Below are 15112 nucleotides of genomic sequence, written 5' to 3' on the forward strand. Positions count from 1 at the left end.
CCAAAGGATTGGGAAGGGGAAACCTAAAGGAAGAGGTATAGTCAGGGATTGCAGGGAGCTACTTCGTTCAAGGATATGAGCGATAAGACTATCGGGGGCGACGCAAGTCGCCCCCATCTTTTTTGGGTATTTTTCACGTCTGCCCGCTGATGGGTCACCCCGGCCACGGTACTGCTGGCCACGATACCCGGGACTCGCCCAGCCGGCGCTATTCCAGCCGGAAGTGCCCCACTATCTCCCGCAGCCTGTCATAGGTGCGCTGCATGGCGTTTGAGCTGTCCACGGTGCGCTCGCCATTCCCCTTGAGCTGGGTGATCACCTCGGCGATGGCACTCATGTTGCGATTGATCTCCTCGGCGACGGCACTCTGCTCCTCCGCGGCCGTGGCGATATGGCTGATGAGATCGTTGATCTCCACCACTTCTCCCGCCATCAGATCCAGTGACGCATTCACCTTGCTGGTGTTTTCCGCCGCATCCTGGCAGCTCTGCCGGGTGTTGCCCATGGCAGCCACCACGGTCTGGGTGCCCCGTTGCAGCCGGGTCAGCATGGTCTGGATCTCGGCAGTGCTCTTCTGGGTGCGTCCCGCCAGAGAGCGCACTTCGTCCGCCACCACCGCAAACCCCCGCCCCTGCTCACCAGCCCGGGCCGCCTCGATGGCGGCGTTGAGGGCCAGCAAGTTGGTCTGCTCTGCGATGCCACCGATGACCCCGAGAATCGAGCCTATCTGCTGCACATCCTGCTGCATGGCTTCGATGGAGTGTGCCGTGGTCTCCACCTCCGTCACCAGCGCAGTGACGCTGGCCATGGCCTGATCCACCACCTGACGCGACTGGTTGGCCAGTTGCTGGCTCTGGCCGGTCAGCTGGGCAGTATTGGCCGCGCTCTCCGATACCGAGACGGCAGTACGGCTCATCTCATTGATGGCGGTGACCACCTGTTCGGTCTCCCGCACATGCTCCGCCAGCAGGCCCTGGGCTGACCCCGTCTGCCTCGCCAATGCCGATATCCCTTCATTGAGCTGGCCGCTCGCTTGTCTCACCTCCCCCATCATGCCCTGCAACTGCTCGATGAAACGGTTGATGCCCGCCGAGATCTGGCCGAGATCATCCTTGCTGGTCACCGTGAGCCGGCGGGTCAGATCCCCATTGCCCTGGGAGAGCTCCTGTACCAGGTCGCGCAGGGAGAGGATGGGTCTATAGGCCAGGTTGAGGGCCACCATGGAGAGGGCCAGTACCAGTGCCGCCACCCCGAGCAGGGCCAGGGTGATCTTGCCGTTGAGCGCCTGGGTCATGGCACGGATATAGTCGAGATCCACATAACCGGTCAGGGTCCACTCGCTGCCGCGAATATCCAGCTTGTTGGGGCGGCTCTCGCTCTCTCCCTGGGGCTTGCTGCTGTAGAGCACCTGTCCCTGACTGTCGGTGAGGGAGAAGTAACGCCCCTCGCCGCTTACCTTGGTCAGCAGCGTCTTGAATTCGCTCATGTCGAGGTAGTAGAGGTAGGCGGAGTCTGCACCGCGCGGCACCAGGATGGAGATGACGGGTTTGCCGTCCAGCTGCTCCAGCGGGCTGACGGTGATCTGGTCGTTGGCGGCGGGGATCAGCTTGCGCAGGGCGTCAACCCTGACCTTGTCGTCGATGACCCCGTTCGCGTCGAATGCCATGTCGCCAATGAGCTTGACGATGTTGTGAAAGCCGGTCTCCTGCAGCGCCTTCTTGACGCTGGTCACCCCAAGGTTGAGGTTGGCGGCCAGCAGCACCTTCTGGTTGATGTCACCCGCCAGCTTCTCCCTGACCAGGGTGATCTGCTCGTTGATGTTCTGGGTGGCCTGGGTGCGGATGTAGCCGCTGATGAAATGGTTGACGCTGAACCAGGCGGTACCGATGGTGACCAGAATGGCGAGCAGCAACAGCACGTTGATTTTGACTTTGAATGCCATGGTATGGGTCCCTCCAAAGAGAAAGGGCCGGGATGACCCGGCCCTCCCTGCCAATGCTTACTTCTTCTTGGCGTACTTCATGGAGTCCAGGGCTACCGCCAGGATGATGATGCCGCCCTTGATGATGAACTGCCAGTAAGGGCTGACCCCGATATAGGTCAAGCCATAGTTGATCAGGGTGAAGATAAGTACGCCGGTGATCACACCCGCGACCGTTCCCACCCCGCCGGCAAATGACACGCCGCCCACCACGCACGCCGCGATGGCATCCAGCTCGTACATGAAGCCGAGGTTGTTGGTGGCGCTACCGATCCGGCCCGCTTCCAGCATGCCGCCGAAGGCGTAGAAGACCCCTGCCAACGCGTAGATCATTACCAGATTGACCGCCACATTGACGCCGGAGACCTTGGCCGCTTCCGGGTTGCCGCCGATGGCAAAGATATTTTTGCCAAAGCGGGTCTTGTTCCACAGCACCCAGACAAAGACGCTGGCGATGGCCGCATAGAAGGTGAGATAGGAGAGCTTGAATCCTCCTATCCGGATAAACCCTTGAGCGAAGCTGGAAAAGCGGGGATCAAACCCGGCCACCGGCGAGGCCCCTACCGAGTCAAAGTAGAGGGAGTTGATACCGTAGACGATGATCATGGTGCCTAGGGTGGTAATGAACGGGGTGACGTTCAGGTAGGCCACAATGAGACCGTTGACCAGACCAATCAGGGCACCCACCACACACACCAGCAGGATCACCGCAGGAATGGGCACCTCCCCCAGCGTCGGGAACACCTTGTTGACGTTGGTCAGGGCCTGCAACATGGTTGCCGCAATGAGTGCCGCCAGACCGACCTGACGACCGGCCGAGAGATCCGTCCCCTGGGTGATGATGATACCCGCCACCCCCAGCGCGATGATGACCCGCACCGAGGACTGGGTAAGGATATTGCTGAAGTTGGTGAGGCTCAGGAAGGAGGGCTCCTGGATCACGATGACCATGAGCAGCACCAGCAGCACCAGATAGATGGCGTTTTCCTTGAGCGCCTGCATCAGATTGAAATTTTTAGCCGACTCCATAAATGTCTTCCTGTCTCTAGAGGTACAGAGATGCCAGGCGCAGTATCTCGCTCTGGTCAGTTTCTTTGGTATTGACGATCCCGGCGACCCGGCCATTGCTCATCACCATGATGCGGTCGGTGATCCCCAGCAATTCCGGCATCTCTGACGAGATGATGATGATCCCCTTCTCCTTCTTCGCCAGCTCCAGGATGAGCTGGTAGATCTCGAACTTGGCCCCGACGTCGATGCCGCGGGTGGGCTCGTCGAGCATCAGGATCTCCGGCTGGGTCAGCAGCCAGCGACCGATGATCACCTTCTGCTGGTTGCCACCGGAGAGGGAGCCGATCTGGGTCTGCTGGGTCGGTGTCTTGACCCGCATGGAGTCGATGACCCACTGGGTATCGCTCTTCATCTTGTTGTCGCTGAGCAGCCCCATGGATCCCTTGTAGTTGTCCATGTTGGCGATCAGGGAGTTGAAGGCGATGTCGAGGCGTGAATAAATCCCGGTAGAGCGGCGCTCCTCGGTCACCAGGGCGAAGCCGTTCTGGATCGCCTCGTGGGCGTTGTGGTTCGCCACCTCTTTGCCGTGCAGCTTGATGGTCCCTTCGCTGCGATCGCGGATGCCGAACAGGGTCTCCACGATGTCGGTGCGCTTGGCCCCCACCAGACCGGCGATGCCGAGGATCTCCCCCTTGTGCAGGTTGAAGGTCACGTCCTTGATGGAAGGCTGGTTCTTGGCCGTCAGGTGCTCGACCTCGAGGATCACCTCTTTGGGCTGGTTGGTTTTTTCCGGGAAGCGCTGGGTGAGCTCGCGGCCGACCATCATGCCGATGATCTGATCCATGGTCATGCCCTTGAGGGGCTGGGTCGCCACCCACTGGCCATCCCGCAATATGGTGATCTCGTCACAGAGCTGGAAGATCTCTTCCATCTTGTGGGAGATGTAGACGATGCCGCACCCCTTCTCCTTGAGCTTGTTGATGATCTTGAAGAGGTGGTTGACCTCTTTCTCGGTCAGGGAGGAGGTGGGTTCGTCCATGATGACGATCTTGGCGTCATAGGAGAATGCCTTGGCAATCTCGATCATCTGCATCTGGGAAACCGACAGGGTGCCGACCTTGACCCTGGGGTCGATGTCGATGTCCAGCTCCTCGAAGATATGCTTGGTGTCCTGATACATCTTGCCGTGGTCGACAAACAGTCCCTTGGTGGGATAGCGGCCGAGCCACATGTTGTCCATCACGGTGCGTTGCAGTACCAGGTTCAGCTCCTGGTGCACCATGGAAACGCCATTCTCCAGCGCCTCTTTGGACGAGGTGAAGTTGATCTCCTGTCCCTTGAAGAAGATCTTGCCCTGATCCTTCTCGTAGATGCCGAACAGGCACTTGAGCAGCGTGGACTTCCCTGCGCCATTCTCGCCCATCAACGCATGCACAGAATGAGGACGGACCCGTAAATTGACATTATCGAGTGCCTTGACGCCAGGAAAGCTCTTACTGACGTCAATCATCTCCAACAGCCATTCTGATTGTTGCCGTGTTGTCATATCAGCCATCACATCTGGTTGAAAAGAGGGCAAGGGGATCTCCCTTGCCCTGAGGGGAGGAATTACTCGAATTGGGACAGGTTGTCTTTGTCTACGCCCACGTAGGCAACGCGGACGACCTTGTTGTCGATCTTCCAGTTGGTGCCTTCACCGGCCGGCTTACCTTCGGCCAGGTTCTTGGTCAGCTCGAAGGTGGCCTTGGCCTGGTTGGCCGCATCGTTCAGCACGGTACCGGCCATGGCACCGCTCTTGACCATGGCCAGGGCTTCCGGCAGGGCGTCAACACCGAACACCGGGATGGCGGTCTTGCCCTGGGCCTTCAGGGATTCCACGGCGCCCATCGCCATGCCGTCGTTATTGGCGATGACCACTTCGATCTTGTTGGCGTTCGGACCGGAGATCCAGGCGTCCATCTTGTCCTTGGCCATGGCGGTATCCCACATACCGGTATCCATGTGCAGTTGCTCGGTCTTGATGCCGCCATCGTTCAGAGTCTTGACGACGTAGGTGGTGCGGGCTTCTGCATCCGGGTGGCCAGGCTCACCCTTGAGCAGCACGAACTGGATGACGCCATCCTTGTTCAGATCCCACTCGGGGTGCGCTTTCCAGTGCTTGGCGATCAGCTGGCCCTGGATGATGCCGGACTCCTTGGAGTCGGTGCCAACGTAGTAGGCCTTGTCATAGCTGGCCAGGTCGGCCGCGCTCGGTTCCTTGTTGTAGAAGACCACGGGGATCTCGTCCGCACGGGCTTTCTCAATCACGACAGGGGCCGCCGCCGGGTCAACCAGGTTGATGGCCAGAGCCTTCACGCCCTTGGCCAGCAGCACGTCGATCTGGTCGTTCTGCTTGGACTGGTCGTTCTGGGAGTCGTTCATCAGCAGTTCCACACCCGGGGTGGCCGCCGCTTCTTTCTCGATGGCCTTGCGTACCACGGCCATGAAGTTGTCGTCGTACTTGTAGACGGTGACCCCGATACGGGTATCGGCCTGGGCTTGGGCTCCCGCCATCAGTCCCATCAGCAAGGTGGCAACTGTCGTGAGTTTTTTCATTGTTATGCTCCGATCTCTATCTGTTTTTTGTAGGGAATGCTGTACACCGTTTGAGCTGGCGCCAGCCTAATGTAATCAGTTTGTTGTGAGGCGGTCTGTGATCCTGGCAACAAAATGAAAACGTTTACACTCTGTTACATAGCCGTAATATTGTTAAAAATTAAATAGTTACGTGAGAAACCGCCTTTGGGTCTCGCCATCTCGCGACGACGGGTCCGGCTAGCTCAGACGGCAGTGCCACTGATAACGCCCCGGCAACAGCCAGAACTCGGGCCGCACGCTCTGGCTCCAGGAGTCGTCGCCTCCCACCCCCATGTGGAAGCCATCGAGGCACAGGTGCGTGCCCCCCAGAGCCACCAGATCGGTCTGGTGACGGGCTTCGGCCAGCTGCTGCTGACTGTAGCGGCTGACGCTGAAGTGGAAGCGCCCCTCCACCGCCAGATCCCCCAGTTGCAGTGCGCGGGTATCGCAGCGCAGTCCGTTGTCGGTGGGGAAGACATAAGGGGTGTGCAACGCCTCGATGGGCAATTGCCAGCGACCGAGATCGGCGGCGATCCGGCGATCCGGGTAATTCTCGTGGGGGCCAAGCCCCAGCCAGCTCACCGGGGCACCTTCGGCCGGTTCATCAGCCAGCCAGAGCCGGGCACCGATGCGCGGCAGGGAGGGCATATCGGCGGCCACCTCCACCTCGATGACGAGGTGCATGGCGCCCTCCCCGTCCATCCTGTGATGCCAGCGGGTCAGGATCTTCGGCTCGTCACCCACGAAGTAGCCGTGGTGCGCAGTGATAAGACCCAGCTCCGGACTCGCCTCCAGGCCGAGACAGCGGTGCTGCAGATCATTGAGTCCGGCCTCCTGCCAGCGGGCAATCCAGGCGTTGGGATCGGCGTGATCCGCCTCGCTGGTGCCGATATCGTTGTCGAGCGGCGCCCGATAGAAATGATCGGCGATGGCGTCGCGCAGCCGCTCGCGGCCCTGCTTCTGCCAGCTGACGATGCGACCACTGGCCTTGTCGAGCTGCCACAGGGAATCTGCGGCGCCAAGCACCCAGTGATCGCGCTGCTCGGTCAGGCTGACCGCCGGGCAGGCCGACGGCAGCGCCAGGGGCGCGGGCAACAAGCATTGCTGGCGAGCCACCTCGTGACCCGCTCCGGCCCAGGCCGTGGCGGTGGGCTGCACGATGGCGAGATCCAGCCAGGCGAGCGCCCCCGGCGCAAAGGCCGGCAGTTGCTCCAGCAGGGTCAGCGTCACGCTCCCCCGGGGGGCCAGCTCGAGCGGGCATTCACCCTGGCTCACCACCACGCCGTCTTCACACAGACGCCACTGCAGGCGTTCGTTGTCCGTCTCGCGGAACAGGTATTCGCTGCGGATCTCCACCGTCAGCGGCTGGCGACCCTGCAGGGTCAGAACAAAGGGCTGCTGGGCACGCCGGGCTTCAAACAAGGAGGGATGGGGGGTGCGATCGGGGAACAGCAGGCCGTTGCAGCAGAACTGGCGATCGTTGGGAGTGTCGCCGAAATCGCCACCATAGGCCCAGAAATGGCGGCCATCGTCGGTCTGCTTGTCCAGCCCCTGATCGACCCAGTCCCAGACAAACCCACCCTGCAGCCGCGGATGATCGCGAAATGCCTGCCAGTAATGGGCATAGCCCCCCAGGCTGTTGCCCATGGCGTGGGCGTATTCGCACAGGATCAGCGGCCGGGTCTCTTCCGGCAGGCCGATCCACTTGGCCAGCGCCCACTTGGGCACCGCCGGGAAGGGTTGATCCTGATGGGTACGGGCATACATGGGGCAGATGATGTCGGTGGCCGGGGTGTCGGCCCCGCCCCCTTCGTACTGCACCGGACGGCTGGGATCCGCCCCCTTCACCCAGCGATACATGGCGTCGTGGGCCGGGCCATAACCGGATTCGTTCCCCAGGGACCAGATGATGATGCAGGGGTGGTTGAAGTCCCGGGCCACCATGCGGGTAACACGCTCCAGGAAGGCGTTGCTCCAGGCGGGATCCCGCGCCAGCCGCCCCATGGGGGTCATGCCGTGGGTCTCCAGGTTCGCCTCGTCCACCACATAGAGGCCGAGCCGGTCGCACAGGCGATAGAGCTCGGGGTGATTGGGATAGTGGGAGCAGCGCACCGCGTTGAAGTTGTGCCGCTTCATCAGCAGCAGATCCTGCTCCATGTCGGCCGGGGTCACCACGTGACCCGTGGCGGGATGGTGTTCATGGCGATTGGCACCACGAATGAGCAGGGGTTGGCCGTTGACCCGCAGCAGGCCGCCACGGATCTCCACCGCCCGAAAGCCCACGTCATGGGCCTCGCTCTCGAGGACGCTTCCCTGCTCGTCCAGCAGGGTCAGGGTCAGGCGATAGAGGTACGGGGTCTCGGCGCTCCACTTGTGTGGCGCCGTTACCGTCAGCCACAGCTCGGCGCGATCGTCATACACCCCTTTCTCGTCGATGGCCTGGGTGCCGATCCGCTGGCGCAGGGTCGCCACCCGCTCGTCGCCATCATAGAGGTTGGCCTCCACCGACAGACCGGCTCCGTTGGCCGCCTGCAATTCAACCTTGAGGCGGGCATCCCGGTAGCAGGCGTCGAGCTCGGGCGTCACCCGGATATCCATCAGATGACGGGCCGGTTTGTGCAGCAGGCTGACGGAGCGGAAGATGCCGCTCATGCGCCACATGTCCTGATCTTCCAGATAGGAGCCGTCAGACCAGCGCAGCACCAGGACGGCGAGCCGGTTGGCCCCGGCCTGAAGGAAGGGGGTCAGATCGAATTCCGCCGGCAGCCGGCTGTCCTGGGAGTAACCGACCCAGCGGCCGTTGCAGAAGAGGTGAAACGCGCTGTCCACCCCGTCGAAGATGATCCGGGTCTGCCCCTCGGCCAGCCAGTTCGCAGCAACGGTGAACTCGCGGGAGTAGCAACCGGTGGGGTTCTCGGCAGGCACCCGGGGCGGGTCGCAGGGAAAGGGGTACTTGATGTTGGTGTAGATGGGCACATCCGTGACGGGCCGCGCCCCCGGGTAGGCCGCAGCCAGTTGCCAGTTGCCCGGCACCTTGATGGGGCAGGCATCCGGCAGATCCTCCACCAGCCACTGCTCCGGCACCCGCTCCGGGGCCTCGAACCAGGAGAACTGCCACTCGCCGTCCAGCAGCAGGCGGGAAGGTGACAACCCCCCTATCCTGGCTTCCCCTTCACTGCGCCAACTGGACAAGGGGGTATGGGCTGGCAACCGGTTCACGGCGGTGATCCCCTGGGTCTGCCAATCCTGACGGGCCACTATCTCCCTGAGCATGCTTCACTTCTCCCTGCATTCACGCTGAAAACCACTGCAGTGTAGGAGAGTTTTGCCCGGTGATCGGCGATCCCGCTCACACAGATGTAAACGATTACACTCATTTTGTTAAGTAAAACGAAGTAAAAATCGGATAAATCCGGGTAAATAACCCCACGGGGGAAAAGCGGACCTTCGGAAGGGCAAAAGATGCCCGGGAGTGTGAAACCGGGAGGCAATGGCCGAACCAGCTGAGCAAGCCATGGCAAAGACCCGACACCACGCCCCCCTCGCTCCATCAGGTGCTGGAGCGCCTCAACCCGGTTCCGGGCACACAGCCCGGTCTCTCGAAGGAGTGTGCAGAGGCCACGAGAGCCCCTGCCCGGCGCAGAGAAAAGCCATGGTGAGCGTCTGGCAGGTTCCGGCAGGAAGTGAGGCTCGGCAGGCCGGGGGAGAGGGGCTCGTGACAGACGAGCGGGAAGAGCTGCCAAGTTCAGCAGGCAGGGAGTGTGAGGGGACGGTTGTCACTCCTCAGACAGTCCTTTATGGTCTGCGCTAGCCATGCTCTGAGCTATCTATCGTCTGAGCTATGGGGGCGCTTTATATGCTGCAGTACGGGTTCGCCAGGTGCAGCGCTTGCGCCGACGGGGAGCAAGCGCTGCGATCAGGACCTGACGGGAGCGACCGAATGGCGGTTGATCAGGGTGGGGGTATAGATGCGGCTCTGCACCGATTCGCTCTCCCCTGCGGCGAGTTGCAGCGCCAGCTTGGCCGCCTGGGCCGCCATCAGCTCAATGGGATAGCGCATGGTGGAGAGCTTGGGCCTCAGGTATCTGGCGTAGATGATGTCATCGAAGCCCACCACAGACACCTCTTCCGGCACCTTGAGGCCGTTGTCCGCCAGCACAGAGATGGCCCCTGCCGCCATGGCGTCGTTGTAGGCCACCACCGCCGTGATGGGCAACCCCTTGGCCAGCAGGTTGAGCATGGCGCGCTCGCCCCCCTCTTCATTGGGCATGCCGCTCTCCACCAGCTCGGGATCGGCGAAGACCTCCGCCTCCGCCAGGGCATCCTGATAGCCCTGGTGGCGCAACAGCGCATCCTCGATGGCGTGATCCGAGCTCAGGAAGGCGATATGGCGGTGGCCGAGATCCAGCAGATGACGGGTGGCGGTCGCCGCACCCTGGCGGTTGTTGAGGGCGATGCAGCGCCCCCTCAGACTCGGAATGTCGCGGTTGATCAGCACCATGCCGGGGGCGCGCAGGGCGTAGTCGACCAGCTCCTCGTCGCCGAGCGCCTTGCTGTGCACCACCAGTGCCTCGCAGCGTTTGCCGATGAGCAGCTCGATGGCCTCCCGCTCCTGCTGGGCGCGGTGAAAACCATTACCCATCAACAGATGCAAGCCCTGCTCCACCGCCACCGCCGCGACCCCTTTGACCAGGGCGCCGAAGAAGGGATCCGCCACGTCGCCCACCACCACTCCCATGGTGTCACAGGTCTGGCTGACCAGGGCCCGCGCGTTGGCGTTGGGGGTATAGCCCAGCTCGGCCATGGCCTTCAGCACCACCTCGCGGGAGGCGGCACTGGCCTTGGGTGAGTTGTTCATCACCCGTGAAACCGTTGCCACTGACACATTGGCCAAACGGGCGACATCCTTGATGGTGCTCATGCTGTTTTCACTTATTTCACGCTGCAACTGGCCGCATTATACCGTTCAATGTCACTGATAACAGGGGGAAAAATCAGAACTTGCCACATTGGTCGATGAAAACAAGTGTAATCGTTTACACATATTTGTTAAGCAGCTCACAGTTTGCCCGTCAGCCCCTCGGCTAGACTCCTGCTCAGGCTTTCCTGATGCGAGGAGTTGAGGGTGGAACAACGGATGAAAGTACTGGTCACCGGCGGTTGCGGCTACATCGGCAGCCACACCTGTCTGGCCCTGCAGGCCGCAGGCATGGAGCCCGTGGTGGTGGACAACCTCTGCAACAGCAAGGCGAGCGTCCTGACCCGTGTCGCCGCCATCAGCGGGCGCGAGCCCCGCTTCTACGAAGGGGACATCCGTGACCCGGCCCTGCTGGATTGCATCTTCAGGGAGCAGCACATCGACGCCGTGATCCACTTCGCCGCCCTCAAGGCGGTCGGCGAGTCGACCCGCATCCCGCTGGACTACTACGAGAACAACCTGAGCGGCACCCTGGTATTGCTGCAGGCGATGAAACAGGCCGGGGTACGCAATCTGGTGTTCAGCTCGTCGGCCACCGTCTACGGCGATCCCGCCAGCACCCCGATCCGGGAGGATTTCCCCCGCAGCGCCACCAACCCCTATGGCCGATCCAAGCTGATCATCGAGGAGATCCTCGAGGATCTGCAGCGGGCCGAGCCCCACTGGAGCATGACCCTGCTGCGCTATTTCAACCCCGTCGGCGCCCACGAGTCCGGCACCCTGGGGGAGGATCCCCAGGGCATCCCCAACAATCTGATGCCGTTTTTGACCCAGGTCGCCATCGGCAGGCGCGACTGCCTCTCGGTCTTTGGTAACGATTACCCAACCATCGACGGCACCGGGGTGCGCGACTACATCCATGTGATGGATCTCGCCGAAGGGCACGTCAAGGCTCTGGAACACTGCGCCGGACGGGGCGGTGTCCACGCCTACAACCTGGGCACGGGCCAGGGCCAGAGCGTGTTGCAGATGGTCGCGGCGTTCGAGGCCGCCTGCGGTCGGCCCCTTCCCTACCGGATCGAGCCACGGCGCCCCGGCGACATCGCCGAGTGCTGGGCCGATCCCGCCAAGGCCGCTCGGGAACTGGACTGGCACGCCAGCCGGGATCTCGCCGCCATGTGCGCCGACAGCTGGCGCTGGCAGTCCGCCAACCCCAATGGTTACGAGGCGTAGGCCCTGGCCTGCGCCTTCGGATGTATTCAACTCACACACTGGAGTGATGATGTTCAACCCCGTTGATCACCCCCACCGCCGCTTCAACCCGCTCACCGGCCAGTACGTGCTGGTCTCCCCTCACAGGGCCAAGCGCCCCTGGCAAGGCCAGGTCGAGAAGGTGAGCCTGGCGCCGAGCCAGGCCCATGACCCCGACTGCTTCCTCTGTGCGGGCAACACCCGGGTGACCGGCGATATCAACCCCGACTATCAGGGCACCTTCGTCTTTACCAACGACTTCGCCGCCCTGATGCAGGACACCCCGGCCGCTGACGCGGCGCCGGATCCCCTGCTGAAGCTGGAAGCCGCCCGGGGCACCAGCCGGGTCATCTGCTTCTCGCCGGATCACGGCAAGACCCTGCCCGAGCTGCCCCTGCCCGCCATCGAAGGGGTGATCACCACCTGGATGGACCAGGTGGCCGAGCTCTCTGACCAGTGGGAATGGGTCCAAGTCTTTGAAAACAAGGGCGCCGTCATGGGCTGCTCCAACCCTCACCCTCACGGCCAGCTCTGGGGCAGCGACTTCCTGCCCAACGAGATTGCCAGGGAAGAGGCGCACCAGCGCGCCTGGCTGGCCGAACACGGCCGCCCCCTGCTGCTGGACTATGTAGAGCGGGAGCTGGCGGATCGCTCCCGCATCGTGGTGGAGACCGCCCACTGGCTGGCGGTGGTGCCCTTCTGGGCGGCCTGGCCGTTCGAGACCCTGCTGCTGCCCAAGGCCCATGTCCCCTCCATGCTGGATCTCACCCGGGAACAGCAACAGGATCTGGCCATCGCGCTCAAGGAGCTCACCAGCCGCTACGACAACCTGTTCCAGTGCAGCTTCCCCTACTCCATGGGCTGGCACTTCGCCCCGCCCCGTTCCGACTGCCCCGAGGCGTGGCAACTGCACGCCCACTTCTATCCGCCCCTGCTGCGCTCCGCCACGGTGCGCAAATTCATGGTGGGCTTCGAGATGCTGGCCGAAACCCAGCGCGATCTCACCCCGGAACAGGCGGCGGAACGGCTGCGCGCCCTCAGTCCCATCCACTACAACGACCAGAACCAGTCCAACGAGGAGGCCCTATGACCCCGAGCCAGCGCGTCAGCGCCGTGTTTGCCGAGCAGTTTGAGCAACAACCCGACCTGCTGGTACGGGCTCCAGGCCGCGTCAACCTCATCGGCGAGCACACCGACTACAACGACGGCTTCGTGCTACCCTGCGCCATCGACTACGAGACCTGCGTCGCCATCGGCCTGCGCGGCGACAACCTGGTCGAAGTGATCGCCGCCGACTACGACAACCAGCGCGACCGGTTCAGTCTCGATCAACCCATCGAGCACCACCCCAGCCAGCGCTGGAGCGACTATATCCGCGGCGTGGTGACACACCTGCAGGCACGGGGCCACGCCCTGCGTGGCCTCAATCTGGTGGTCTCCGGCAACGTGCCCCAGGGGACGGGTCTCTCCTCCTCTGCTTCCCTGGAGGTGGCCATCGGCCAGGCCTTCAAGGAGGCCCAGGAACTGGCCATCAGCCAGGCGGAAATCGCCCTCAACGGCCAGCAGGCGGAGAACCAGTTCGTCGGCTGCAACTGCGGCATCATGGATCAGATGATCTCCGCGAGCGGCAAGCAGGATCACGCCCTGCTGCTCGATTGCCGTTCCCTGGAGACCCGGCTCATCCCCATGCCCACCGATCTGGCGGTGCTCATCGTCAACTCCAACGTGCGCCGCGGCCTGGTGGACAGCGAATACAACACCCGTCGCCAGCAGTGCGAAACCGCCGCCCGTCACTACGGGGTCAAGGCCCTGCGGGATCTTGACCTGGCCACGCTGGAAGCGGGCAAGGCCGGGCTGGACGAGGCCTGCTATCGCCGTGCCCGCCACGTGGTCGGCGAGAACGCCCGCACTCTGGCGGCGGCCGATGCGCTGGCACAGGGCGATCTGGTGCGCCTCGGCGAGCTGATGGGCCAGTCCCACGCCGCCATGCGCGATGACTTCGAGATCACCGTGCCTCCCATCGACGGCCTGGTGGAGATCATCAAGGCCCGGATCGGCAGCGAAGGCGGTGTGCGCATGACCGGCGGCGGTTTTGGCGGCTGCGTGGTCGCCCTGCTGCGCCCCGAGAAGGTGGCCGAGGTGATCGCCGTGGTGGAGGCGGAATACCCGGCCCGTTTCGGCCTCAAGGCGGACTGCTACGTCTGCCGTGCCAGCGCAGGGGCCGGCAGACTGTAACGCACGCCTGACAACGGGTGACGCCCCCTGCCCGGCACTCGCGACGCCGACAGGGGGCGACGGGATCACGACGGGGAACCGCAAACCATGATGAGATTCGAGCTGGAAAACGAGGAGGGACTGCGGCTGCGCGGTCTCGCATACGGGGCCACCCTCACCTCCCTCACCCTGCCGGTGGCGGGAGAGCGGCGGGAGGTGCTGCTGGGTTGCGCCGACGAGGCCTACCTCACCCAGCAAGTATGGCTGGGGGCCGTGGCGGGGCGCTTTGCCAACCGCATCGGCGGCGCCCGCCTTGAGCGGGAAGGCCAGTGCTGGACGCTGGACGCCAACCAGGGGGCCAACTGCCTGCACGGCGGGCGCGACGGTTTCCATCGCCGCACCTGGCAGATCAAGGAGCAGGAGGCGGACAGGGTCAAGCTGGCGCTCCTCTCCCGGGCGGGGGATCAGGGCTTTCCCGGCAATCTGAGGGTGAGCCTGGAGTATCGGCTGGAGCAGTGCGATCTGGTGGTCGACTTCTGCGCCAGCACGGACGCCCCCAGCCCGGTCAGCCTCACCAGCCACGCCTACTTCAACCTGGATGGCGGTGGCGACATCCGCCACCACACCATCAGCCTAAACGCCGACCGCTACCTGCCCACGGATGACCAGAGCCTGCCGCTGGCCATCGCCCCGGTGGAAGGCCCCTTCGATCTGCGCGCCCCCCGCCCCATCGGCCAGGCGTGGCTGGACCACCCCCAGCAGCAGTTGGCCAAGGGGTACGATCATGCATTTCTGCTCAACAATAGCGATTTTGAGCCTGTTGATGAGCCGTTTGGTGGATCCAATCAGCCATGGGCCGCCCGGGTGATCTCGGGGGATGGCAAGCTGACCATGGCGGTCTACACCAATCAGCCCTCCCTGCAGTTCTACAGCGGCAACTGGCTGACCGGCACACCGGATCGTCAGGGCCGACCCTACCGGGATTACGACGGCTTCTGCCTGGAGGCCCAGCAATTGCCCGACAGCCCGAACCGGCCCGCCCTCGGCGATCCCTGGTTGCTGCCGGGGCAGCGTTATCGCCACCAGACCCGTTATCGCTTTATTCCTGCCCCCTGACAGCC

The 15112-nt window shown here is 63.1% G+C and carries 10 protein-coding genes; 4 read left to right on the plus strand and 6 right to left on the minus strand.

Annotated elements, in window-relative coordinates; translation table 11 throughout:
* Positions 1 to 208 precede the first annotated feature (208 nt).
* From C3F36_RS09110 to C3F36_RS09135, 6 genes are all read right to left on the minus strand, one after another.
* Positions 209 to 1942: a methyl-accepting chemotaxis protein gene (locus C3F36_RS09110; protein ID WP_104454939.1), complete on the minus strand. Its 1734-nt coding sequence runs from the start codon at positions 1940 to 1942 to the stop codon at positions 209 to 211.
* Positions 1943 to 1999: 57 nt separating this feature from the next.
* Entirely contained in the window at positions 2000 to 3010 is a 1011-nt protein-coding gene (gene mglC, locus C3F36_RS09115) for a galactose/methyl galactoside ABC transporter permease MglC (protein ID WP_005342585.1), read from the minus strand.
* A 16-nt stretch (positions 3011 to 3026) separates the two neighbouring features.
* A complete protein-coding gene (gene mglA / locus C3F36_RS09120) occupies positions 3027 to 4547 on the minus strand; it encodes a galactose/methyl galactoside ABC transporter ATP-binding protein MglA (RefSeq protein ID WP_104454940.1) in 1521 nt (506 codons plus the stop codon).
* Between the two features lie 53 nt (positions 4548 to 4600).
* On the minus strand, positions 4601 to 5587 hold the full coding sequence (gene mglB / locus C3F36_RS09125; RefSeq protein WP_010676016.1) for a galactose/glucose ABC transporter substrate-binding protein MglB: 987 nt from the start codon (positions 5585 to 5587) through the stop codon (positions 4601 to 4603).
* Positions 5588 to 5806: 219 nt separating this feature from the next.
* The gene (locus C3F36_RS09130; RefSeq protein WP_104454941.1) at positions 5807 to 8881 is read right to left on the minus strand and encodes a beta-galactosidase; all 3075 of its coding nucleotides are present in this window, start codon (positions 8879 to 8881) and stop codon (positions 5807 to 5809) included.
* A 643-nt stretch (positions 8882 to 9524) separates the two neighbouring features.
* Complete coding sequence (locus C3F36_RS09135; protein ID WP_010676018.1) at positions 9525 to 10529, minus strand: substrate-binding domain-containing protein; 1005 nt, start codon at positions 10527 to 10529, stop codon at positions 9525 to 9527.
* Positions 10530 to 10745: 216 nt separating this feature from the next.
* On the opposite strand from C3F36_RS09135, the gene galE reads away from it, so the two are divergent.
* The 4 genes from galE to galM are packed head-to-tail and all read left to right on the plus strand — an operon-like array spanning position 10746 to position 15107.
* Positions 10746 to 11759 (plus strand): UDP-glucose 4-epimerase GalE, encoded by a 1014-nt coding sequence (gene galE, locus C3F36_RS09140; RefSeq protein ID WP_104454942.1) that lies wholly within the window; start codon positions 10746 to 10748, stop codon positions 11757 to 11759.
* A 49-nt stretch (positions 11760 to 11808) separates the two neighbouring features.
* Positions 11809 to 12867, plus strand: a complete 1059-nt coding sequence (locus C3F36_RS09145; protein ID WP_039039638.1) for a UDP-glucose--hexose-1-phosphate uridylyltransferase — start codon at positions 11809 to 11811, stop codon at positions 12865 to 12867.
* Positions 12864 to 14012 carry a galactokinase gene (gene galK / locus C3F36_RS09150; RefSeq protein WP_104454943.1) on the plus strand — a complete coding sequence of 383 codons (1149 nt, stop codon included), beginning with the start codon at positions 12864 to 12866 and terminating at the stop codon, positions 14010 to 14012. Before C3F36_RS09145 ends, galK begins: the two co-directional genes overlap by 4 nt.
* Positions 14013 to 14039: 27 nt before the next feature.
* Positions 14040 to 15107 carry a galactose-1-epimerase gene (gene galM / locus C3F36_RS09155; protein ID WP_267893460.1) on the plus strand — a complete coding sequence of 356 codons (1068 nt, stop codon included), beginning with the start codon at positions 14040 to 14042 and terminating at the stop codon, positions 15105 to 15107.
* The last annotated feature ends 5 nt before the right edge of the window (positions 15108 to 15112 follow it).

The sequence above is a fragment of the Aeromonas sp. ASNIH2 genome (assembly GCF_002934795.1).
Lineage (GTDB): Bacteria > Pseudomonadota > Gammaproteobacteria > Enterobacterales > Aeromonadaceae > Aeromonas > Aeromonas caviae.

What these genes read in the sequence shown, in the direction of transcription:
- mglC (WP_005342585.1), bottom strand. Translation starts at nt 3,010, where the DNA reads ATGGAGTCGGCTAAAAATTTCAATCTGATGCAGGCGCTCAAGGAAAAC.
- C3F36_RS09130 (WP_104454941.1), bottom strand. Translation starts at nt 8,881, where the DNA reads ATGCTCAGGGAGATAGTGGCCCGTCAGGATTGGCAGACCCAGGGGATC.
- mglB (WP_010676016.1), bottom strand. Translation starts at nt 5,587, where the DNA reads ATGAAAAAACTCACGACAGTTGCCACCTTGCTGATGGGACTGATGGCG.
- C3F36_RS09135 (WP_010676018.1), bottom strand. Translation starts at nt 10,529, where the DNA reads ATGAGCACCATCAAGGATGTCGCCCGTTTGGCCAATGTGTCAGTGGCA.
- C3F36_RS09110 (WP_104454939.1), bottom strand. Translation starts at nt 1,942, where the DNA reads ATGGCATTCAAAGTCAAAATCAACGTGCTGTTGCTGCTCGCCATTCTG.
- galK (WP_104454943.1), top strand. Translation starts at nt 12,864, where the DNA reads ATGACCCCGAGCCAGCGCGTCAGCGCCGTGTTTGCCGAGCAGTTTGAG.
- mglA (WP_104454940.1), bottom strand. Translation starts at nt 4,547, where the DNA reads ATGGCTGATATGACAACACGGCAACAATCAGAATGGCTGTTGGAGATG.
- C3F36_RS09145 (WP_039039638.1), top strand. Translation starts at nt 11,809, where the DNA reads ATGTTCAACCCCGTTGATCACCCCCACCGCCGCTTCAACCCGCTCACC.
- galE (WP_104454942.1), top strand. Translation starts at nt 10,746, where the DNA reads ATGAAAGTACTGGTCACCGGCGGTTGCGGCTACATCGGCAGCCACACC.